Annotated in this window: 18 protein-coding genes and 5 pseudogenes; 14 read left to right on the top strand and 9 right to left on the bottom strand. The window is 32.0% G+C overall.

Annotated elements, in window-relative coordinates:
* Positions 1-243: 243 nt before the first annotated feature.
* A pseudogene (locus ACUXEY_RS26165) lies at positions 244-462 on the bottom strand (hypothetical protein); the annotation flags it as partial.
* A gap of 62 nt (positions 463-524) precedes the next feature.
* Between ACUXEY_RS26165 and ACUXEY_RS26160 the strand changes: the two are divergent.
* From ACUXEY_RS26160 to ACUXEY_RS26150, 3 genes are all read left to right on the top strand, one after another.
* Complete coding sequence (locus tag ACUXEY_RS26160; RefSeq protein WP_461301917.1) at positions 525-794, top strand: hypothetical protein; 270 nt, start codon at positions 525-527, stop codon at positions 792-794.
* Positions 795-867: 73 nt separating this feature from the next.
* Positions 868-2232, top strand: a complete 1365-nt coding sequence (locus tag ACUXEY_RS26155) for a DEAD/DEAH box helicase (RefSeq protein ID WP_461301916.1) — start codon at positions 868-870, stop codon at positions 2230-2232.
* 574 nt (positions 2233-2806) lie between these two features.
* The gene (locus tag ACUXEY_RS26150) at positions 2807-3274 is read left to right on the top strand and encodes a hypothetical protein (RefSeq protein ID WP_429601337.1); all 468 of its coding nucleotides are present in this window, start codon (positions 2807-2809) and stop codon (positions 3272-3274) included.
* A gap of 832 nt (positions 3275-4106) precedes the next feature.
* Here the strand turns inward: ACUXEY_RS26150 and ACUXEY_RS26145 are convergent.
* From ACUXEY_RS26145 to exsF, 3 genes and pseudogenes are all read right to left on the bottom strand, one after another.
* Complete coding sequence (locus ACUXEY_RS26145) at positions 4107-4970, bottom strand: exosporium protein D (RefSeq protein ID WP_461301915.1); 864 nt, start codon at positions 4968-4970, stop codon at positions 4107-4109.
* 53 nt (positions 4971-5023) lie between these two features.
* Positions 5024-5407: pseudogene (locus ACUXEY_RS26140) on the bottom strand (exosporium leader peptide-containing protein); the annotation flags it as partial.
* Between the two features lie 1219 nt (positions 5408-6626).
* Positions 6627-7130: an exosporium protein ExsF gene (exsF, locus tag ACUXEY_RS26135; protein ID WP_048524848.1), complete on the bottom strand. Its 504-nt coding sequence runs from the start codon at positions 7128-7130 to the stop codon at positions 6627-6629.
* 2099 nt (positions 7131-9229) lie between these two features.
* Here exsF and ACUXEY_RS26130 point away from each other — a divergent pair.
* Positions 9230-9940, top strand: a complete 711-nt coding sequence (locus tag ACUXEY_RS26130; RefSeq protein ID WP_461301914.1) for a class I SAM-dependent methyltransferase — start codon at positions 9230-9232, stop codon at positions 9938-9940.
* Between the two features lie 118 nt (positions 9941-10058).
* Positions 10059-10466: a VOC family protein gene (locus ACUXEY_RS26125; RefSeq protein WP_353840740.1), complete on the top strand. Its 408-nt coding sequence runs from the start codon at positions 10059-10061 to the stop codon at positions 10464-10466.
* Between the two features lie 47 nt (positions 10467-10513).
* On the opposite strand, the pseudogene ACUXEY_RS26120 reads toward ACUXEY_RS26125, so the two are convergent.
* Positions 10514-10717 (bottom strand): annotated as a pseudogene (locus ACUXEY_RS26120) (indolepyruvate decarboxylase); the annotation flags it as partial.
* Here ACUXEY_RS26120 and ACUXEY_RS26115 point away from each other — a divergent pair.
* The 6 genes and pseudogenes from ACUXEY_RS26115 to spoIISB (ACUXEY_RS26090) all read left to right on the top strand — a co-directional run.
* Positions 10712-10857, top strand: a pseudogene (locus ACUXEY_RS26115) (transposase); the annotation flags it as partial. The pseudogenes ACUXEY_RS26120 and ACUXEY_RS26115 sit on opposite strands and share 6 nt — an antisense overlap.
* A gap of 193 nt (positions 10858-11050) precedes the next feature.
* Positions 11051-11533: a MarR family winged helix-turn-helix transcriptional regulator gene (locus ACUXEY_RS26110; RefSeq protein WP_461301913.1), complete on the top strand. Its 483-nt coding sequence runs from the start codon at positions 11051-11053 to the stop codon at positions 11531-11533.
* A gap of 166 nt (positions 11534-11699) precedes the next feature.
* The gene (gene gpmA / locus ACUXEY_RS26105) at positions 11700-12437 is read left to right on the top strand and encodes a 2,3-diphosphoglycerate-dependent phosphoglycerate mutase (RefSeq protein ID WP_461301912.1); all 738 of its coding nucleotides are present in this window, start codon (positions 11700-11702) and stop codon (positions 12435-12437) included.
* Positions 12438-12625: 188 nt separating this feature from the next.
* On the top strand, positions 12626-13363 hold the full coding sequence (locus ACUXEY_RS26100) for a type II toxin-antitoxin system SpoIISA family toxin (protein WP_429601620.1): 738 nt from the start codon (positions 12626-12628) through the stop codon (positions 13361-13363).
* Positions 13364-13475: 112 nt separating this feature from the next.
* Entirely contained in the window at positions 13476-13601 is a 126-nt protein-coding gene (locus ACUXEY_RS26095) for a hypothetical protein (protein WP_048529988.1), read from the top strand.
* 75 nt (positions 13602-13676) lie between these two features.
* Entirely contained in the window at positions 13677-13853 is a 177-nt protein-coding gene (gene spoIISB / locus ACUXEY_RS26090; protein WP_087956508.1) for a stage II sporulation protein SB, read from the top strand.
* Positions 13854-13896: 43 nt separating this feature from the next.
* On the opposite strand, the gene ACUXEY_RS26085 is transcribed toward spoIISB (ACUXEY_RS26090), so the two are convergent.
* The 3 genes and pseudogenes from ACUXEY_RS26085 to ACUXEY_RS26075 all read right to left on the bottom strand — a co-directional run bounded on the left by ACUXEY_RS26085 (position 13897) and on the right by ACUXEY_RS26075 (position 14689).
* On the bottom strand, positions 13897-14172 hold the full coding sequence (locus tag ACUXEY_RS26085; protein WP_461301911.1) for a hypothetical protein: 276 nt from the start codon (positions 14170-14172) through the stop codon (positions 13897-13899).
* 26 nt (positions 14173-14198) lie between these two features.
* A complete protein-coding gene (locus ACUXEY_RS26080) occupies positions 14199-14459 on the bottom strand; it encodes a hypothetical protein (RefSeq protein ID WP_461301910.1) in 261 nt (86 codons plus the stop codon).
* Positions 14453-14689: pseudogene (locus ACUXEY_RS26075) on the bottom strand (hypothetical protein). The gene ACUXEY_RS26080 and the pseudogene ACUXEY_RS26075 overlap by 7 nt, the downstream one beginning before the upstream one ends.
* A 332-nt stretch (positions 14690-15021) precedes the next feature.
* On the opposite strand from ACUXEY_RS26075, the gene spoIISB (ACUXEY_RS26070) reads away from it, so the two are divergent.
* Entirely contained in the window at positions 15022-15198 is a 177-nt protein-coding gene (gene spoIISB / locus ACUXEY_RS26070) for a stage II sporulation protein SB (RefSeq protein WP_000808045.1), read from the top strand.
* A gap of 143 nt (positions 15199-15341) precedes the next feature.
* Positions 15342-16811 (top strand): beta-Ala-His dipeptidase, encoded by a 1470-nt coding sequence (gene pepD, locus ACUXEY_RS26065; protein ID WP_461301909.1) that lies wholly within the window; start codon positions 15342-15344, stop codon positions 16809-16811.
* A 584-nt stretch (positions 16812-17395) separates the two neighbouring features.
* Here pepD and ACUXEY_RS26060 read toward each other — a convergent pair.
* The gene (locus ACUXEY_RS26060; protein ID WP_166705431.1) at positions 17396-17866 is read right to left on the bottom strand and encodes a DUF5065 family protein; all 471 of its coding nucleotides are present in this window, start codon (positions 17864-17866) and stop codon (positions 17396-17398) included.
* Positions 17867-18320: 454 nt separating this feature from the next.
* Between ACUXEY_RS26060 and ACUXEY_RS26055 the strand changes: the two genes are divergently transcribed.
* On the top strand, positions 18321-18980 hold the full coding sequence (locus tag ACUXEY_RS26055; protein ID WP_461301908.1) for a CatB-related O-acetyltransferase: 660 nt from the start codon (positions 18321-18323) through the stop codon (positions 18978-18980).
* The last annotated feature ends 51 nt before the right edge of the window (positions 18981-19031 follow it).

Here is a 19031-nt window from a genome sequence, read left to right as displayed (position 1 = left end):
TCTCCTTTTCCTCTTTTTTATCAGTGTTGACACATAAAAAGAGGTTCAGACACAAAAATAGGCTGTGGAGAAGACTTTCTCCACAGCCTGGAAAAGGAGCTCTCTTGATATAGAGAGCTCCTTTTTAAGGTATATTGATATTTTAGCACAACAACATATCGTTCTCCCCCATATATCCTTATTAAGGATATATGGGGGAGAAAATGATTGAATTATTAATTGTTCCAGTTGCAAGTCTAACGGCGGCATTATATTAATTTCGTAAATAGGTCTATTTTTGGAGGGAATAGGTAGTTCAATCCCTTCTGTTACATATGACCGCATTAATTTTTTATCATTTTTGAGTAAAGCTTGTTTGAATTCACTTATTACATTTGTTTGAGATTTTGCCATAATAATTGAGGGCGATTGAAAATATAGTAAGAAAAATATGCAAAATCTCTTTATGAATGTAGTTGTCAATTTCATCACCCTTTAACTATGTTTCCGTAACATTGAAATATATATGTATAGGAGGGGAGAAGATGAGCTTATTATTTGATCTAATAATGGATATAATTATATTTTATCCAAGAAATGATATGAAATTAAAACATCATATTGCAAAATTAAGCGAATTTGAGTGGTTTCGAAAGTTACACGAAGATAAAAGGTATACAAGTTTAATTTGGAGTAATAGAAAAATTAAAAAGTTCATTTTGTCTACGACTAATATGGAAGCATTAATAAAATCCGAGAAAAAACAAAAAGAATTTGTCCAACTAGTACACGATGAACATAAAAAAAGAAGATAAGAATTTTTTTATTTTTCATATTTGGCGAAACAAATGGTACAATGAAAGCTAATGTGAAAAATAAGGAAAAGAAGTGGTCTATTTGAAAAACTTTTTAGAATTAGGAATTAGTGAAACTTTTAATCATACATTACGTGAAAATGGAATTACAGAAGCAACACCAATTCAGGAGAAGGCAATTCCCGTTATTATGTCAGGTAAAGACATTATTGGGCAGGCGAAAACAGGTACGGGTAAAACGTTAGCATTCGTGTTACCGATTTTAGAAAAAATCGATCCAGAGTGTAGTGATGTTCAGGCTTTAATTGTTGCACCAACAAGGGAGCTAGCACTACAAATTACGACTGAAATTAAAAAAATGCTTGTTCAAAGAGAAGATATTAATGTACTAGCGATTTATGGCGGGCAAGATGTAGCACAGCAATTGAGAAAATTAAAAGGAAATACACATATAGTTGTTGCGACACCAGGACGCTTATTAGATCATATACGTCGTGAAACAATTGATTTAAGTAATCTTTCAACGATTGTACTAGATGAAGCGGATCAAATGCTTTATTTCGGTTTCTTATATGATATTGAAGATATTTTAGATGAGACACCTGGTAGTAAACAAACGATGTTATTCTCAGCAACGATGCCAAAAGATATTAAAAAATTGGCGAAGCGTTATATGGATGAACCGCAAATGGTTCAAGTACAAAGTGAAGAAGTAACGGTAAATACAATTGAGCAGCGTGTCATTGAGACGACAGATCGTGCAAAGCCAGATGCACTTCGTTTTGTTATGGATCGTGATCAGCCATTTTTAGCTGTTATTTTCTGTCGTACAAAGGTTAGAGCGAGTAAGCTTTATGATAATTTAAAAGGACTAGGTTATAATTGTGCTGAACTTCATGGTGATATACCTCAAGCGAAACGTGAAAGAGTTATGAAGAGTTTCCGTGAAGCTAAAATTCAGTACTTAATTGCAACGGATGTAGCAGCTCGTGGACTTGATGTAGATGGTGTAACGCACGTATTTAACTTTGATATCCCTGAAGATGTAGAAAGTTATATTCACCGCATTGGCCGAACAGGACGTGCAGGTGGATCAGGTCTTGCGATTACATTCGTTGCAGCGAAAGATGAAAAACATTTAGAAGAAATTGAAAAAACGCTTGGTGCACCACTGCAAAGAGAAATAATCGAACAACCGAAGATAAAACGTGTAGATGAAAATGGAAAACCGGTACCAAAGCCGGCTCCAAAGAAATCAGATCAATATCGTCAAAGAGATAGCCGTGAAGGTTCAAGAAGTAGTTCAAAAGGTGGCCCAAGAAACAATTCAAGAAACAATTCAAGAAATAGTTCAAGAAATGATAACAATCGATCATTTAATAAACCAAGTAATAAGAAAAGTAGTGCAAAACAAGGTCAGCAAAGACGTGGCCGTTAAATAGTTATTATTCAAAAAGAGTCGCAAAGTGTTGCGGCTCTTTTTTTGCTTGTATGCAACAAGGGTAATGCCGAGAAAAAACGGAAATTTCATTTGCCGTATTTAAAATAAATTTTAAAACTTATAAAGGAAATTTTATAGTCCAAAACCAGTAGAGCAAGGGTATTACTACCATGTCCCAATTCAAGAACAAGTGTAACTTATGTATGAAGAATATTTAACCGAAAAAAATCGAGGGAAAGCAATTTGTACTAGCGCCCCTGATGATGATACGGATTATGAAAAATCAATTCGTATAACAATACGAAAACATCTTTTACTAACAAAGAATTGGAAGATTTGGTGAAAGAAATTCGTAACATATTCAAACGGTACTGGAATGTTATGCTGCAGCAAAAAGAGAACGGAACTTATTATGTTTACTATTTCGGCAGAACACTTTAGTTGAAAGAAAAGGTATTGAAGCGAGAGAGTATTTTCATTACACATTCCGCAATTATCGAAATGGAACAAGAGAAGTTTATAAATGATTTAACTCATATTGGTAGATGAAAAAAATAAGGGCGTGTGAAAATTGAGATTTCTTATTTACAAATTTAAATTAACAACCATTTTCGAACATTGGCCGAACGAGAAAATTATTGTTGCTGAAACGGAAAGTAAAGCAAGTTTTCTGTATGGGCAGCAGTTCAGAACAAAATTTATAACAATGTCGATGGCGGAATTTATGAAGTTTGTAAAGTGCGAGAATGAAGATGTTTTTGACATCAAGCGCATGTACAGTGCAGAGCAGGCTTTCAAGAAAATGCAAAATTATCGCAACCTCGATTTCGCTTACATGGGTATGCGAGTAATACGATCGTCGGGAACTGGAAAACTCATTTGTTCGTTTTGTTCGAGGGAGAAATTGAAAAGCACAACTGTCATCATTTTTGGGAAATTGCTTATTACAATGATGAGGGCAATGTGGTTCGAAGCTACCAGAAGGGGGAATATGCGGTATAAGAAAAAAGGACTAGCAGTCGTATCTGCTGTCCTTTAATAGGAGAAAAATTATTCTGGATTAGAACTACGAATAACCAGAAAACGCGCTTTAAATCAGTGTTGTCAAAGATGTAATAATCTATGCAACAAAAAGCTTAGTCGGAATTCAAAACACCAAAATGGCTTGCATTGGTAACAGGCTCAAAACTAGTATATGTAAAATGAAAAATCTCATACAAAAAGCAGACAACAATTTTGGTTGTCGGCCAGTGAGTCGAATGAGTTAGCTAATTGTGATAAATTGCATTCCCATTACGAGAAGAGTGAAGCTGCAAGTTCAAACAGCTTGTTGGTATTATAATCGCACTTCAGTATCAATGAATGTAAGCAATGCTCGACTGGTGAAGAATTACGCCAATTGGGTAGATATTTTGATACACAACTTAAAAAGAATGGTTTAACACCTAAGGTTGTCAGGAATTTAAATATACAAGGTATACCGGATAAAGATACTGGTATTATGTATGACCTTAGCCCCTTGTATGTCAGGAAAAAGAAAAAACAATGGAAACAAGCGGGTATTCGGAAAGGACCAACTGATATGAGGGGGAATAAAAAAAGGCTAGGATTTCTCCTAGCAAAGAGTTATGTCGTACGGAAAGATAGTTGCGTGCAAATCGATTGTTTGCGAATTCATTATATAAGGGTTCTTGGGTGGATAAGTTGAATGATAATAATCTTTACGTAGATTTAACATGAGATTGAAGTGATTGATGAATACTAAATTTGAATTTTATTAAGAGATAAAATAGTGAACAAATGTGAATAATTAGATGCTACAAGGATAAAAGAAAAACTTTTCTTTATAAGGTTTCTTTTGGAGAATCAACCTAACACTCACATTCGTCATCACGGTAATATTTATCACACGAATCATTCTCATCATTGCAGCAGATACAAAATGTTTTTTTGATCAATACTTCAATGAAATTAAGGAATTCGGTATTATTTGTGAGAGTAAGACTTTGAAAATCTTCAACTTGAAATACTCTTGTTTCATTTGTAGCAAGAGTCGCGATAATTGGTGTGGGAGAACTTCTTGTTTGGATAGTTACTTCAATAGGGAAGACATCTTCAGGAACAGATATTTGAAATAATGTTTTATTGTGGTTATTAGTCAAATCTTCAAAAACTCTTCTTGAAGTGGCGGAGGGTACGATGATGGTTACAGGGACATTTTCAGTTGGAGTGGTATCTGAACCAGCTACGGTATGAGTTTCGATAAAACAGTTATCTTTTTGAAAATAAGAATATGATTGTTCTTTATAATACTTTTTATGAAAATCATTTTGATTATTACAGCAGATACAAAATGTTTTTTGAATAAATATACTAATGGTGCTACCGGTATTGGTATTATTTGTGAGAGTGAGGTTTTGAAAATCTTCAACTTGAAATATCCTTTGTTCACCTGCAGTTATTGTAAAGGTAATTGGTCCAGATCTTCTGGTTCGAATGGTTACTTCAATTGGTTGAACACCACCAGGAACGCGAAAATCAAGTAATGTTTTATTGTGATTATTGGTCAAATCTTCAAAAGGTGTTCTTGAAGTGTTAGCTGGTACACTAAAAGCTAAAGCACTATTTGAACCAGATATTGTATGAGTTTTGATAAAACAGTTATCTTTTTGATGGTGAGAATACGATTGGTTTTTATAATACTTTTTACCATCTTTATAAAAATAATCAGCCATCCTTTTGTTACTCTCCTTTCTTTGAGATATCTATATATTGTATAAAAAAAAGAAAAGGGTGCTTGTACATAATAATAAAATCCGCTCTTGTAAATAAGTAAAAATGTTATTTGATATGTAAATGTAAGAGGGACAGTTAAATTAATTGAGGAAATAAAAGAAATACGATAATCCCCCGGTTGTGTGATATTAATTGTGGTAGGATTTAACAGAGAAACTCCCCCTACCAAAGGTTCAGCCTGATTAAAAGAAAAAGGAGCTCCGAAAGGGACTGTAATGAATTCCGTTTGCCAAAAAGTGCCGTAAGCTACAGATTGTAATCCAGTAGGTCCGGTAACGCCAGTAGGTCCAGTAGGCAGTGTGAATGGTGGAAGAAGTGGTAATGTAGGTCCAACTAGATTAGAGTTTATTGAAGTAGAAGATAAAAACTCATTCATTTTATTTTTACCTCTGAAAAGTTCGTGTTACTAATAGTAAATGTGGGAGGAGAACGAAATGAAATGGACAAGTGCTTGTATTTATGAAATCTAAAACAATAGATATTTTATTAAAGAAAAAACATGCACAAAAATTATGAATGTATAATAAAAAGCTATGTCTTGTCTATGTTAAATATGGGCTTAGATTATATAAACTCTGAATATGTTTGAGCAAAATGGTTATTTATTAACAGATATAAAGAGCGCTTTTTAAGGCGCTCCATGGCTAAAAATAATATTGAAAAAGAATATCACATGATATTTTATGTATATTCTTAATACATGTGCATTTTAAACAAAAGAAACGCTGCGCCTACAGAAATAGTTTGTAGCTTTAAGTTACAAAAATAATATGAACAGGGTTACAAATATTATTCAGAAATAAAAAACAACAAAATAAAAAAGAGCACCATGCATAAGTGCTCTTTAAGATAGGAGGTAACACTTTGAGCTGGATGTTTAGGTTAAAATTATATGACGTAGAAAAGAAATAAGACCTAAAAATTATTATCAATTCAATACAAAAGAGCAGCTAGCAAAAGCTAACTGCTATAAGAACATTATATTTACGAATTTAAGCGGTATAAGTATTTGGTGAGTTTTGTATAGGATAGATGAAAATAACAAGTTTATGTAACAAAAATTAAAATAGAGCAGTTATTTACATTAACTGCTCTATTTGATACAACCTGGCTTAGAAGCAGATTATATTATGATTAGTATTAGTAAAATATTGAATTTTATTAAGTTCTTTAACAAAACCCTTAGTTGTTACTAAATAAGGAGCACCGTAAAAGGTGCTCAATGGCTAATTCTGAAATAATCATGAGTATTGTATGTATGTTTCTAGTATATGTGCATTTTTTTATATAAAATCTTTATTAAAATATAAAGAGCGCTTTTCTTAAGCGCTCTGTCCAAAAATATAAGTTGAAAGAGGAAACAAGACATTATATGCATGCTGTTTTAGAGTGGTGTGTGTTAAAAACTTGATTTTCATAAAAAAATAAAGCACACATATAAGTGTGCTCTTATGAACGCTTTAGATTTGTATGACTATATAGTCACCATACAATAAAATATGCTTGTTTGATATAAATGTGTGTCAAATCTATAACATATATTTTGGTGTATAAAAGGAACATTAAATGTTAATTAGCCAAGCATATTGTTTTTATTAACGAATCTGTGCAACTGTTAATGCTGCAGAACGAATATCTACTGTACCAATTACTTCAACGGGTACAATTTGAATTAAATCACCAGGGTTTAAGTTAATTAGAATGACACCACTGGATACATCGACTTCACCGGTTCCGATAATATTAGAACGGACTGCGGTTCCAGATCCTGCAATAATATTAGTTGATGTGTTTAATGTCAAGAAAAAGCGCGCTGCCTCTGGGGCTACTGGAACGTTATCGAGGCTGATTGTTAATGTATAACTGATTTGATAAATACCAGCTACTTGAATTCTAATACCAGTTCCAGTACTAATTGTATCATTTATTACAGGGACAGTAATATTAGGGTTTGGGCCTGTACTAGGTAATAGTAATGGCGTAAATAGTGTTGCAAATTGAGGTGAAGTAGCATTGAAAGCAAAACCGAGAGCTGGTAGTGTGCTAGGGGCTTGTGCTCCACAATTAAAGTTTGTGTGCTTACGACAAGATGAACGCATATTTTCACTCCTTTCTTTCATTTAGATCGCGTGAGTAATAACCTCACGATTTGGACAAGCGTAATATAATATATGAAAATTTATATTGAATAGTGCAGAGGTGTACCGTTATGGATAAAACTAACTGTCTGTTGTACAAAAGGAAACATTACGCTTACAGAAATAGTTTGTAACCTAAAGTTGAAAAAATAGTATGAACAGAGTTAAAAATGTTATTTAGAAATGAAAGAAAACATAATAAAAAAGAGCACGCATATAAACATGCTCTTTGACAAGAAAGGTAGATTTTTATGAGTGGATTCCTCCATACAATAATATATGCTTGTCCGGTTAAAAGTTGAAAAAATTTATAAAAGTTATTTAGTAATAGATAAAAAGAGCGCCTTGGGAAATAGACGCTCATTGACTAAGATTTATATAGTAAAAAAGGTTCACATCATATTGTATGTATATGTTTAAAGGTTGTGCATTGTTGAAACAAAATTTTTATTTGATTTTTAAACATAAAAGGAGTGTTCTCGATTAGTAAAGTAGAATCGAATTTTTATAACTGAATTAAAGTACTCAAGTTAATTGCTTTGTTATGAATCCTATAATAACTAGAAGAACAAAAGGATTGCTTAAAATTGCAAAAATACCAAATAAAATGTAGTTCCGAATGTTTTTGGAAATGATTATAGCCAAAACGATTGTGATAATAAGATGAAGATATATTAGATAATCTATAAACGCTAAATAAATTAGAGCAAGTAGAGGTAATAAAATTGAAATAATGTAAAAATATAGTTCCATTTGGCACCCTTCCGAAAAAAATTAATAATAGTTTACCATCGTTCGTGATGAATTTAAATGGCGAAAGATTAAATAGAAATGCTATTTTGTGCATGCGAAAAAAGGAGTACTTTATTAGGGCACCACTCCATTCGCTAATAAATATCCAGTCTCATTAACATATATGTGAATTTTAATTAATAATGATTATAAAAATTCCACTTTTTTATAAATCAGAGCAACTTTTTCAGAAATAAAATATGCACTATCATGAAAACATTTGCAAAAATCCCATTTTTATCCTTCGAGTGACGAGCTTAATTTATAAGAAAAGACTGAGTAAACTATATAAAATGTTGTTTGAAAATGTCGCAAATAAAAGAGCACCTTCGAACAATGCTCTTTCTTGGAGTGAATTATGTTGAAAATTTTTTAAAACAGAATTGAAAAGTAGAATACTCAAGCTGTGAGTCATAAGTAATAGTCCTCAAATATAAGAATGATTTTGATTTTCTATGTATAGTATGAATCACCATGTATATAGGTGATAAAAAGTAAAAGAGCAGCTAGCAAAAGCTAACTGCTCGTCTCTCGACCAAGAGAGCAAGAGTGGGAAGAATTTAAAACTACCTTTTAAATTCTTATATAGTATCGGAAAGTATTTAGAATTTTATTCGTGTAAAACATAAAAGGTAGCTAACAATAGTTAGCCGCTAAGCCCTCGTTTATGAAAGGTATAAGAAACTGTATTTATATCATTGACGGAATATTGAGTTTTATTCAGGTGATGATGTTATATGTTTGATGATATAGTCTTGTATTAGTAAAAAAGCTGCAAGGAGAAACATTACGTCAATCGAGAACGAAAACATATCTTTTTGAAGTTTTTCAAACTCTGATATTATGGAAAACATTAAAAATAAGGCAGTAGCTATTACAATACAGAGTTTAATTATCTCAGACATTTATAGCACTCCTAACATTTAATCTTTTTTATTATATAGCTATTTCCAATGTTGAGAGATTTTAAAAGTGTTTTATGAGAATTCAAACAAAATGACCTTTTATAAGAAAGCGAGGTTAGGAGAATAAAGGATAACATAAAGCTTTTAGGTGATGATGGGATGTTAGGGATGGAGTTTAAAGAAAGTATGGTCAATGTTTAGAACGATGATTTAAAAGTGTGAGAAGAGAAGTTGTTAAAATGGTTAGCTATACTTGGATTTTAAGGGGAAAACTCCTATAAAATGTAGGAGTTTTTTTCTTTGTCTAAAAGTTCTTGAAGATATATAATAATTTTCTGACTATTAAAACTTGGAGGGATACAAATGAAAAATGAAACGTTGCACACGCAAGAAGATATTATTAAAATGCTTGATTCATTATTAAGACCAGCAGAACCATTTTGGAATGAATTTTATGAGAATAGAGAAAAAGATGTTCCGTTTTTTGAAAATGTTCCAGATGAGAATCTAGTTTCCTATATACAAAAAGAATGGATCTCCAAAGGGAAAGTGTTGGAGCTTGGATGTGGTCCAGGAAGAAATGCTATTTATTTAGCGACTGAAGGGTTTGATGTAACAGCAGTGGATTTATCTATAGAAGGCATTAATTGGGCGAAAGAGAGAGGGTTAGCAAAAGGAATAGAAATTGATTTTATTTGTAATTCAATTTTTAATTTAGAGGTTCAAAATGAATTTGAATTTGTATACGATTCGGGTTGTTTACATCACATTCCACCACATAGAAGAATAAGTTATGTGAATTTAATTAAAAACTCATTGAAATCGGGTGGTTATTTTGGGTTAACATGTTTTGCAGCAGGCGATTTAGATGAAAGAAATGGATCAGAAATAACGGATTGGGATGTATATAGAGGATGGAGTCTACGAGGTGGCCTTGCATATTCAGAAGAAAAATTAAGAGAGATATTTGACGAGTTTGAAGTGATCGAAATTAGAAAGATGAAGCAAATTGACCAACCAAATACTATGTTTGGAGAATCATTTCTTTGGACAGCGTTATTTAAGAAGAAATAAGAGTGTAGATAATTGACAAACGTATCGTTTTTATAGACAATACATTTATAGGAATATACGTTCGGTTTTTTAGCCAATGTATGTTTTACATAAATACATATCAAGGGGTTGTCTCTATATGAGTACTACAAATCAAAAAATTACTACGTTTTTAATGTTTGAGGGAAAAGCTGAAGAAGCGATGAATTTTTACACATCACTTTTTGATCAATCAGAAATTGTAAATATCTCTCGTTACGATGAAAATGGACCTGGTAAAGAGGGGTCTGTCATTCATGCAACGTTTACGTTAAATGGCCAAGAATTCATGTGTATCGATAGTTATGTAAAGCATGCTTTTACATTTACACCATCTATGTCTCTTTATGTAACTTGTGAGACGGAGGAAGAAATTGAAACGGTCTTTCATAAACTAGCGCAGGATGGATCTGTACTAATGCCGTTAGGTTCCTATCCATTTAGCAAAAAGTTTGGCTGGTTAAATGATAAGTATGGTGTGTCTTGGCAGTTAACGCTTGCGGAATAAAAATTAAAAAAGAAAAGCGTAACCTATTTATAGTTACGCTTTTCTTTTTAAGCATTTTGCTTTCCGGATCTTTTCCCAAGTTTAGCTAACAATTCAGGCTGATCCCCTTGGCTCATTACAACTTCAACAAAGGTAAGTTGATTCTTATTAAAACCCATTTTTGTTAAGACTGCTGTTAACTCTATTTCATTATCTGCTTTAAATGCTTGCTTTTTTTCTGATCCGAATAGGCTTACTAGTTTTGTGTAATCAAGAGAGAGTTTCCATATGTGAGAAAGAAACTTTGGAAAGAAATGTTTTGGTCAAGAAGGTTTTGCTTGATTACTACGGGTGGTTCGCCGATAGGTGTAGTAAGAAATATATTGAAAATCAAGGGAAAGATGAGGTGTAGAAAATGTTGAAATCATACAAATATCGTATCTATCCAAATTCTAGTAAATATGTACTTACAGTATATTGCGTTTTCAATTGAATCATCTCCTAATTATGCAGTGAATATTTCAATAGACTAAAGAAGTTCCAATGCGTTCATTAAAATATTGATTACTGGATTGTGGTATAATTTACATACAGGGGGAAAGTAGATGACACAGCATAAAGAAGAACAGATGAACGAAGCATTAGCATTATTTTACTTTGCATATAAAACATTTACTGAAAAGCCAGATGAAATTATAAAAGAGTATGGCATACAACGAGTACATCATCGAATTTTATTTTTTATCGCACGTTTTCCAGGGATAAGCGTAAATGAGTTATTATCACTGCTAGAAATTAGTAAACAGGCTCTTCACGGACCATTACGACAACTTGTGGAAAAGGGTTTAATTGAGAGTAATGAAGCTACACATGACCGTCGTGTGAAACAGTTATCATTAACAGAAAAAGGTGCCGATTTAGAGAAAAAACTGAGCGATGTACAAAGACAACAAATGGGTGCTATTTTTTCAAAATTTGGTGAATCGTGTGAAGAAAATTGGCATCAGGTTATGAATGAAATGGCAAATAGCCGATCAGGTTTTGATGCTTGGACCTCGAAACGGGAAGTTATAATCGATCAAAAATGATAAGAAATACATCTGTTTTATAGTTTGAAAAAGAACAAATTTTATCCATACATTTGGCAACTATGGATTGGTCATAGAGTGAATGGATAAAAAGATACATTACTAGATACTTTATACGTGTACGCAATGGAACAATACAATTCACATTTCCGAGAGGGGAATTATTATGATAAAACTTGTACTTATTCGTCACGGACAAAGTTTATGGAATCTTGAAAATCGCTTTACAGGATGGACAGATGTAGATTTATCAGAGAATGGATTAAGTGAGGCGAGAGAAGCAGGAGCAATATTAAAGAAAAACGGATATACTTTTGATGTAGCTTATACATCGGTATTAAAACGAGCAATACGGACGTTATGGATTGTACTTCATGAGATGGATCTTGCTTGGGTCCCAGTACATAAATGTTGGAAGCTAAATGAAAGACATTACGGTGCATTGCAAGGGTTGAATAAAGATGAAACTGCGAAAAAATATGGTGAGGAGCAAGTTCATATTTGGAGAAGAAGTATTGATGTAAGACCACCTGCTCTTACTGCGGATGATCCTAGATATGAAATGAATAATCCAAAATATAAAGCACTTAAAAAAGGTGAGTTTCCATTGACTGAATGTTTAGTGGATACGGAGAAAAGAGTACTTGAATATTGGCATTCAGAAATTGCGCCGTCATTAAAAAGTGGTGAAAAGGTGATAATTTCATCGCACGGTAATACAATACGTTCGCTAGTTAAATACTTAGATAACCTTTCAAGTGATGGTGTTGTTTCATTAAATATTCCAACGAGTATACCACTCGTGTATGAATTAGACGATAATTTACGTCCAATTCGTCATTATTACTTAAGTATGGACGGAGAAGTACCAGAAGGGGAAATTCCGAAACATATTTCTTTTTAACATGAAAATTTGAAACGTATGCTTGTCTACATATACAATGTAGATTCAAGATAAAAGACGTGGTACCTTCTAATGTATATGCGATATTGCTAAATTTAGAAGCTTGTCCACGTCTTTTGTCATAAAGAGAGCTGCTTGTGCATGTAATGATATCGTGAGTAGTTTTTGAATGGAGGGTGATGTCATTGGTGATCTCTAACATTCGAATCGGCTTATTTATTTTAGCAATCGTTTTTCTAGTTCTTGTTTTCTTTTACTGGAGAAATGAAGAATTGTATGAGGAGAAGAAGCAACGAATTAGAAAGACTTGGTATGGGTTGTTTATAGTATCAGTCACCGTGTATTTCATGATAAAAGGAATCGATTTAACCCTCTGGAAAAATCTTTTAATGTTCACTGCAATGGTTATTTTCGTTGATATTGCATTTATTTTAACACCTAATATTTCAGAAATATGGGGAGCAAAATTTAGCGATATTGGCAAGACTGTTCAATCGATCAAACGGTCATTAATTGCTTCTAAAGCAAGAGGAGAAATATACACAACAATTATTCAAAATGTGAATCCAGCAGTATTCGGTACGATGGAATGGCATACGGAAGAAGACTATACAAAAAGTTTAAACGCATTTTTAGATTCATACGGGGAAAAGATTGGAGCGAAAATTGTTGTATTTGAAGCGGCGAAGGAATTAAATACAAACTTTCGCGGTATCCGCTCGCAATTTAGTATTATCGTTCCATTTGAACACATTGAGCAATTGAATGAGCAGAAAGCGGTGCAAGTAGAAAATGTCGGAATTATACCAGCAAAAATAGTGAGTGATGTTTTCATTGTTATTGATGGGAAGAAAAATAATCTGCAAGATCGGGATTTTGAAAATGTATATAATTTAACAATACATCATAGTTATTTTAGTAAATAAGGACAGGATTTTCTTCTGTCCTTTTCACTTATACATAAAGGACAAGTAAATTTAGACAAACTTGTATAAAATCGGACAATCATTCCTACACTAGCACGTAGAGGTGATTGTAGTGATAAAAGATTATGACAATGATTTTTTTAAAGAAGATAATGAAGATGCAACAGATTTCTCGTTAATAAAAGGAGATACATTACAGCAAGTAGAAGAATTAGAAGAAGAATTAAAAAGAAAATGATACTTGTACATGCTGCGTACATTTGCGATATAATATAAATAGAAGGTTGTATCTTTTTGAAAAGGGGGAGAAGAGATGGCTGAAGTAAATGTACAAAAGTCTTCGTTTTTTAAAGAAAAAAAAGAAGAACCAAATACAGATTTCTCTCTTGTGAAAGGTGCATTGACTCAAAATGTGGATCGATTAGAAAAATTTGTAGAGGCAATTCCATATAAGTATATAAAAGAGGGTACTGTAAAAGAGAATGCGTAAAAACATTCTCTTTTACAGTACCTCTTTATGATTTGTTTATGCGTTATTTCTTTTTTTGTTTAAAAATGATTTTATACATATAATACCCAAGGGCTGCAAAAATGAATCCAATAGCAGCACCAACTATTTGTTTCATAAACAATAAGTATAACGAAGCAATAATTAGGGTAAATAAGATTAAAATTAATACATACTTTGGAATAAATTCTAACCCTTTGTACACTAGTAGAATGACACCTGAAAGAATAGTGATGATAGGTAATATCCTATTTTCGAAAAAGCCTTCCTTTTTTTTGCTAGAATGCTGTTGTTTATTCAATATAAATATACTCCCGTCTTAAAGGATTAATCTTTTATTAGTTTTGCTATTTCATTTTCGAAAAGATTTTTGGTTAAATAGGTTATATCAAAGGAATTATTTATTATATTTCGAGTTAATAGCCATTGGGTGTTTGGTGATTCAATAACAAAGAATCCATTGTCAGAAATAACCTCATTCTTTTCGGTTGTATCTAGACGCATAATAGTGTAAATAGAATGTGTTGATTTTAAATCTATTATAAAATTTTCAGCATATAAGGAATTAAGTTCATTCTCTATTAACATTGTTTTCCTTCTTGAATAGACAAAGGGAAAAACTTTTCAATATTTTGTCGATATGGTTTGGAAGAGTTCCTACAATGTTACTTCCTTTTTCCTCTTGCTGAAATACTAGCTGTAATTGATTCAAGATATGAGATATCTTGTCGAAGGTTAGTAAATTGTTCTTGCTCTTGAGTACCTTTAAACTTGTTAGTAGAAGCTTCTAATAATTCTGGAGTCACGATAATATTCAATATGGTTAACCTCCTTGTGTGAAAAATTATTTTAACCAAAAATATATTAGATTATAATCCCATTAAAATCTACTTTTTATAATATCAAATATTATTATTAAATAGTAGATTAATATTGTTAATTTTATGATAATTAACAAAAATAAAAAAGAGAGAATTCCAGGTAGGAGTTAAAGGTACATCAGATTTCTCGTTAATAAAAGGAGATACATTACAGCAAGTAGAAGAGTTAGAAGAAGAATTAAAAAGAAAATGATACGTGTACACTCTTTCTGCTTTTGCTATATAATATAAATTAAAGGTTGTATCTTTTTTGAAAAGGGGGAGAAGAGATGGCTGAAATTAGTGTAAAAAAGTCTTCATTTTTTAAAGAAAAAAAAGAAGAACCAAATACAGATTTCTCTCTTGTGAAAGGTGCATTAACGGAAAATATAAATCGGTTAGAGAAATTAATGAATAATGGTACTTCAAAATATATGAGAGCAAAAAAAGAGAAAGAAAATGCATAGTGCATTTTCTTTCTCTTTTTATATGCAATTTAAATGTTTAACGAGCGGATATTAAAGTATGAAATAGAAAGTGAAAATAATGAATCATGGTATAATGATAAGAGACTTACATATTATTTTGTCATTTTGAGAGGAGCTTAAAAATGTATTCTACTTTAGAACAATTAACAAAGCACCCTGTATTTTATCATTTTGCAGAAATTTCAAAGATTCCTAGAGGATCGGGTAATGAAAAGAAAATTAGTGATTATTTAGTTGGCTTTGCAAAAGAGCGTAACTTAGAAGTGATTCAAGATGAAGCGTTAAATGTCATTATTAAAAAAGAAGCAACTACTGGTTATGAAAATGTACCAGCTATTATCATTCAAGGTCATATGGATATGGTATGTGAAAAAAATCAAGCAACCGTACATGATTTTGAAAAAGATCCAATTGAATTACGAATCATTGGGGACATGTTATATGCAAATCAAACGACTTTAGGCGCTGACAATGGTATTGCAGTGGCGTATGCGATGGCTTTATTAGATTCAAAAGACATTACGCATCCAGCACTTGAAGTAGTTATTACCACTGAAGAAGAAACAACAATGGGTGGGGCTTTCGCTGTTGATGCAAATCACTTTGATGGTAAGATTTTTATAAATATTGATTCTGAAGAAGATCATAAATTACTTGTAAGTAGCGCAGGTGGTGCGAAAGCTGTTGAAACAATTCCAGTAATATGGGATGAAGCGCCAGCGAATACAGATGCATACCGTCTATATGTTGGTGGTTTAAAAGGCGGACATTCTGGTATGGAAATTGATAAACAACGTGGTAATGCAAACAAAGTATTAGGACGAGTATTACGTGATGTATCAGCAAATATTCAATTTGATATAAGTGAAGTTCACGGCGGATTAAAAACAAATGCAATTCCGCGTGAAAGTGTAGCTACAATTGTATTACGTACAGAAGATGTAGAGAAAGTAGAAGAAAAACTAGTATCTTGGACGAGAGTATTACAAGAAGAAATGCGTGCTGTTGATCCAGATGTTCACGTTACACTTACAAAATTGGATGAGAAAGTAGAAAAAGTATTTACTAAAGAGACACAAAAGCAACTTATTTCATCATTATTCTTAATTCCAAACGGCATCCAAAGTATGAGCTTGGATATTAAAGGTCTAGTAGAAAGTTCAACAAATTTAGGTGTTATTGAAACGTTGCAAGATGAAATTAAATTACGTAACGAAGTGAGAAGTTCTGTAAGTAGTTTAAAACAACACGTTGCAGATGAAATTAAATGTATTGCCGAATTAGTCGGTGCAACATTTGAAATAGAGTCAGAGTATCCAGAATGGCCATACAATCCGAATTCACAAATTCGTAATTTGTTTGAAAAAGTGCATCAAGAAAAATACAATAAAGAGATTGAAATCTTTGCAGTGCATGCAGGTATTGAATGTAGTGCATTTGTTCAAAAGATGCCTGAATTAGATGCAATTTCATTCGGTCCAGATATATTCAATGTTCACACTCCAGATGAACATATTAGTATTTCTTCTGTTGTGAATAACTGGGGGTTCTTCATTGATGTAATGAAGGGTACGAAGGAATTAGCTAAATAATAGTAATGAAATGAAAAGTAGCCTATAAAACTTTATAGGCTACTTTTTGTATAGCGTTTTATTAGAAATTCATTTTTACGTTATTATTTAATTTTTGGATTTATTTCTAGAGGAGATTGTACCAAAGGCTGCTCCAGAAATTGCTCCGATTAAAGTCATAATAATTGCACTCCATGCTGCAAATGACATCTTTACACCTCCAACTAATAAATTATTGTTTCTTAGTCTTTTGAATAGAAATGCTAATTGCAACAACTATTAAGAAAATAAGTGGAGACCAAGAATAGAAAGACATGTAATATTCTCCTTTCAATATTAATTTTGAATATTTTTATAGATAAATTATCGCATTTTTAAAAAGTGAACATATAGAATATGCAATATTGCATATTGGATTGTAGAACTTAATGAGGTGAAAACAGTTGTTGAATAAAAAATATAATTTATAAAGAAAGTAAGGTTTTTTTAAAACTTTAAAAAGGGAAAATAATCAAAAGGTCCTCTATCTTATATAAGGTAGAGGACCTTTTGAAATGGTTTTTGTCTAATAAAAATAGTATTCAATATTTTTTGATGAGGTTTAATTATTTTGAGATTTTAAAGCTGCCCCCATAATAATAATTATCTCCAAGTTTCATAACAGCTACATATGTTCCAGGATTATAAGCCTTAGTAATAGGGGTTACAAATCTACCATAATCATGTTTTAAACCTGAGTCATAAATGGTTTTATATCTATGCAAGTTTATTTCGTCATTTTCATTTCCGCTCAATTGATATATTTTTACTATACCAGTATCTTTACCACCAGTATATATAGTAACATCGAATGTATCTCCGTGTTTTAAGTCACCAACTGCTAACTCTTCTATAAAATCTGCATTATGATGTAATAAAAAATAGTTTTGCCACTGCCAATTATCTAAAAATGGTGATACTTTTTGTGTAAGTTGCGATTGTGCAGACACAGGTGTGATTGTATAAATTGTATTCGATAATAAAACTCCTCCAACAGTCAATGCACCAATAATTGTTGATTTTTTTAAAAGTTTCATCTTCTAAACCTCCTAGTTAATAAAGGATTCAGAAATCTTTTTTGTGAAAAATAAGCTGTGAAATTTAATGGATGATAATATCTTCTATAATCATATTAACATTTATTGATTTATCTGACAAATTAATGAATAATAAAACTAAATCGAGGGGGTTAAGGCTAATATAAGAAAGAAGTTAGATGTATAGCTAAGAAATCTTTATTATATGTAATTGGGATTTGTTATTTGAAAACTCGATTGTCTTAATGCTGAAATTTCAATTCACACTTTAAGTTTCAGTACATAATTTTACAATTTGACTTATGTAATTTATCACGTTATGATTTTTTTATTATAAAAGAAAGGCTTGAATATAATGATTCGTCGTTTGAGAAAGCTAAAAAATGTAGCAGTCGTAGTAAGCTTCTAAGTGAATTACAAGAATCTACAATACTTAGAAGCGAGGAATAAAGGTATGAAGCATCCATTATATAATCATTGGTCAGAAACAAAGTATATTAAAGATATAGTAACAAATCCACTCATTGAGGTAGGAGATTACTCCTATTATTCAGGGTATTATGGTCATCAAAATTTTGAAGATGGCTGTGTAAGGTATTTGTGGGGGGATGCTAAGTCCCGAGCGCTGTTCAATCCAATTGAACAGATGGGATGGCATCTTGATAAACTCATTATTGGGAATTATGTTTGTATTGCCAGTGGAGTAGTCATTTTAATGGGTGGTAATCATAATCATCACTCAGAATGGATTACAGTATATCCATTCGCTGAGCAAATTGAACATTCATATGAACCGAAGGGTGATACAGTCATTAAAAGTGATGCTTGGATTGGAATGAATGCTATTATTATGCCTGGTGTTACAATTGGTGAAGGTGCAATCGTTGCAGCAGGATCTGTCGTAAGTAAAGATGTTCCGCCGTATACAATAGTTGGTGGAAATCCTGCTAAGGAAATAAAGAAGCGGTTCACTGATACAGAAATGAATATGCTAATGGAAATGCGTTGGTTTGATTGGGATAGAGAATTAGTTGAGAAGGCAATGCCTATATTATTTAGCTCATCTATTAAACTCTTATATGATTTTTATAAAAAGGAAGTAAAAAATAGATAAGTCTGTGAACAAAACTACATTCTATATAGGATGTAGTTTTTTATTATAAAA

The organism is Bacillus sp. F9_6S_D1_P_5 (assembly GCF_054823925.1).
Note: the sequence above shows the minus strand (reverse complement) of the source record. Positions and strands in the feature narration are given on the sequence as shown.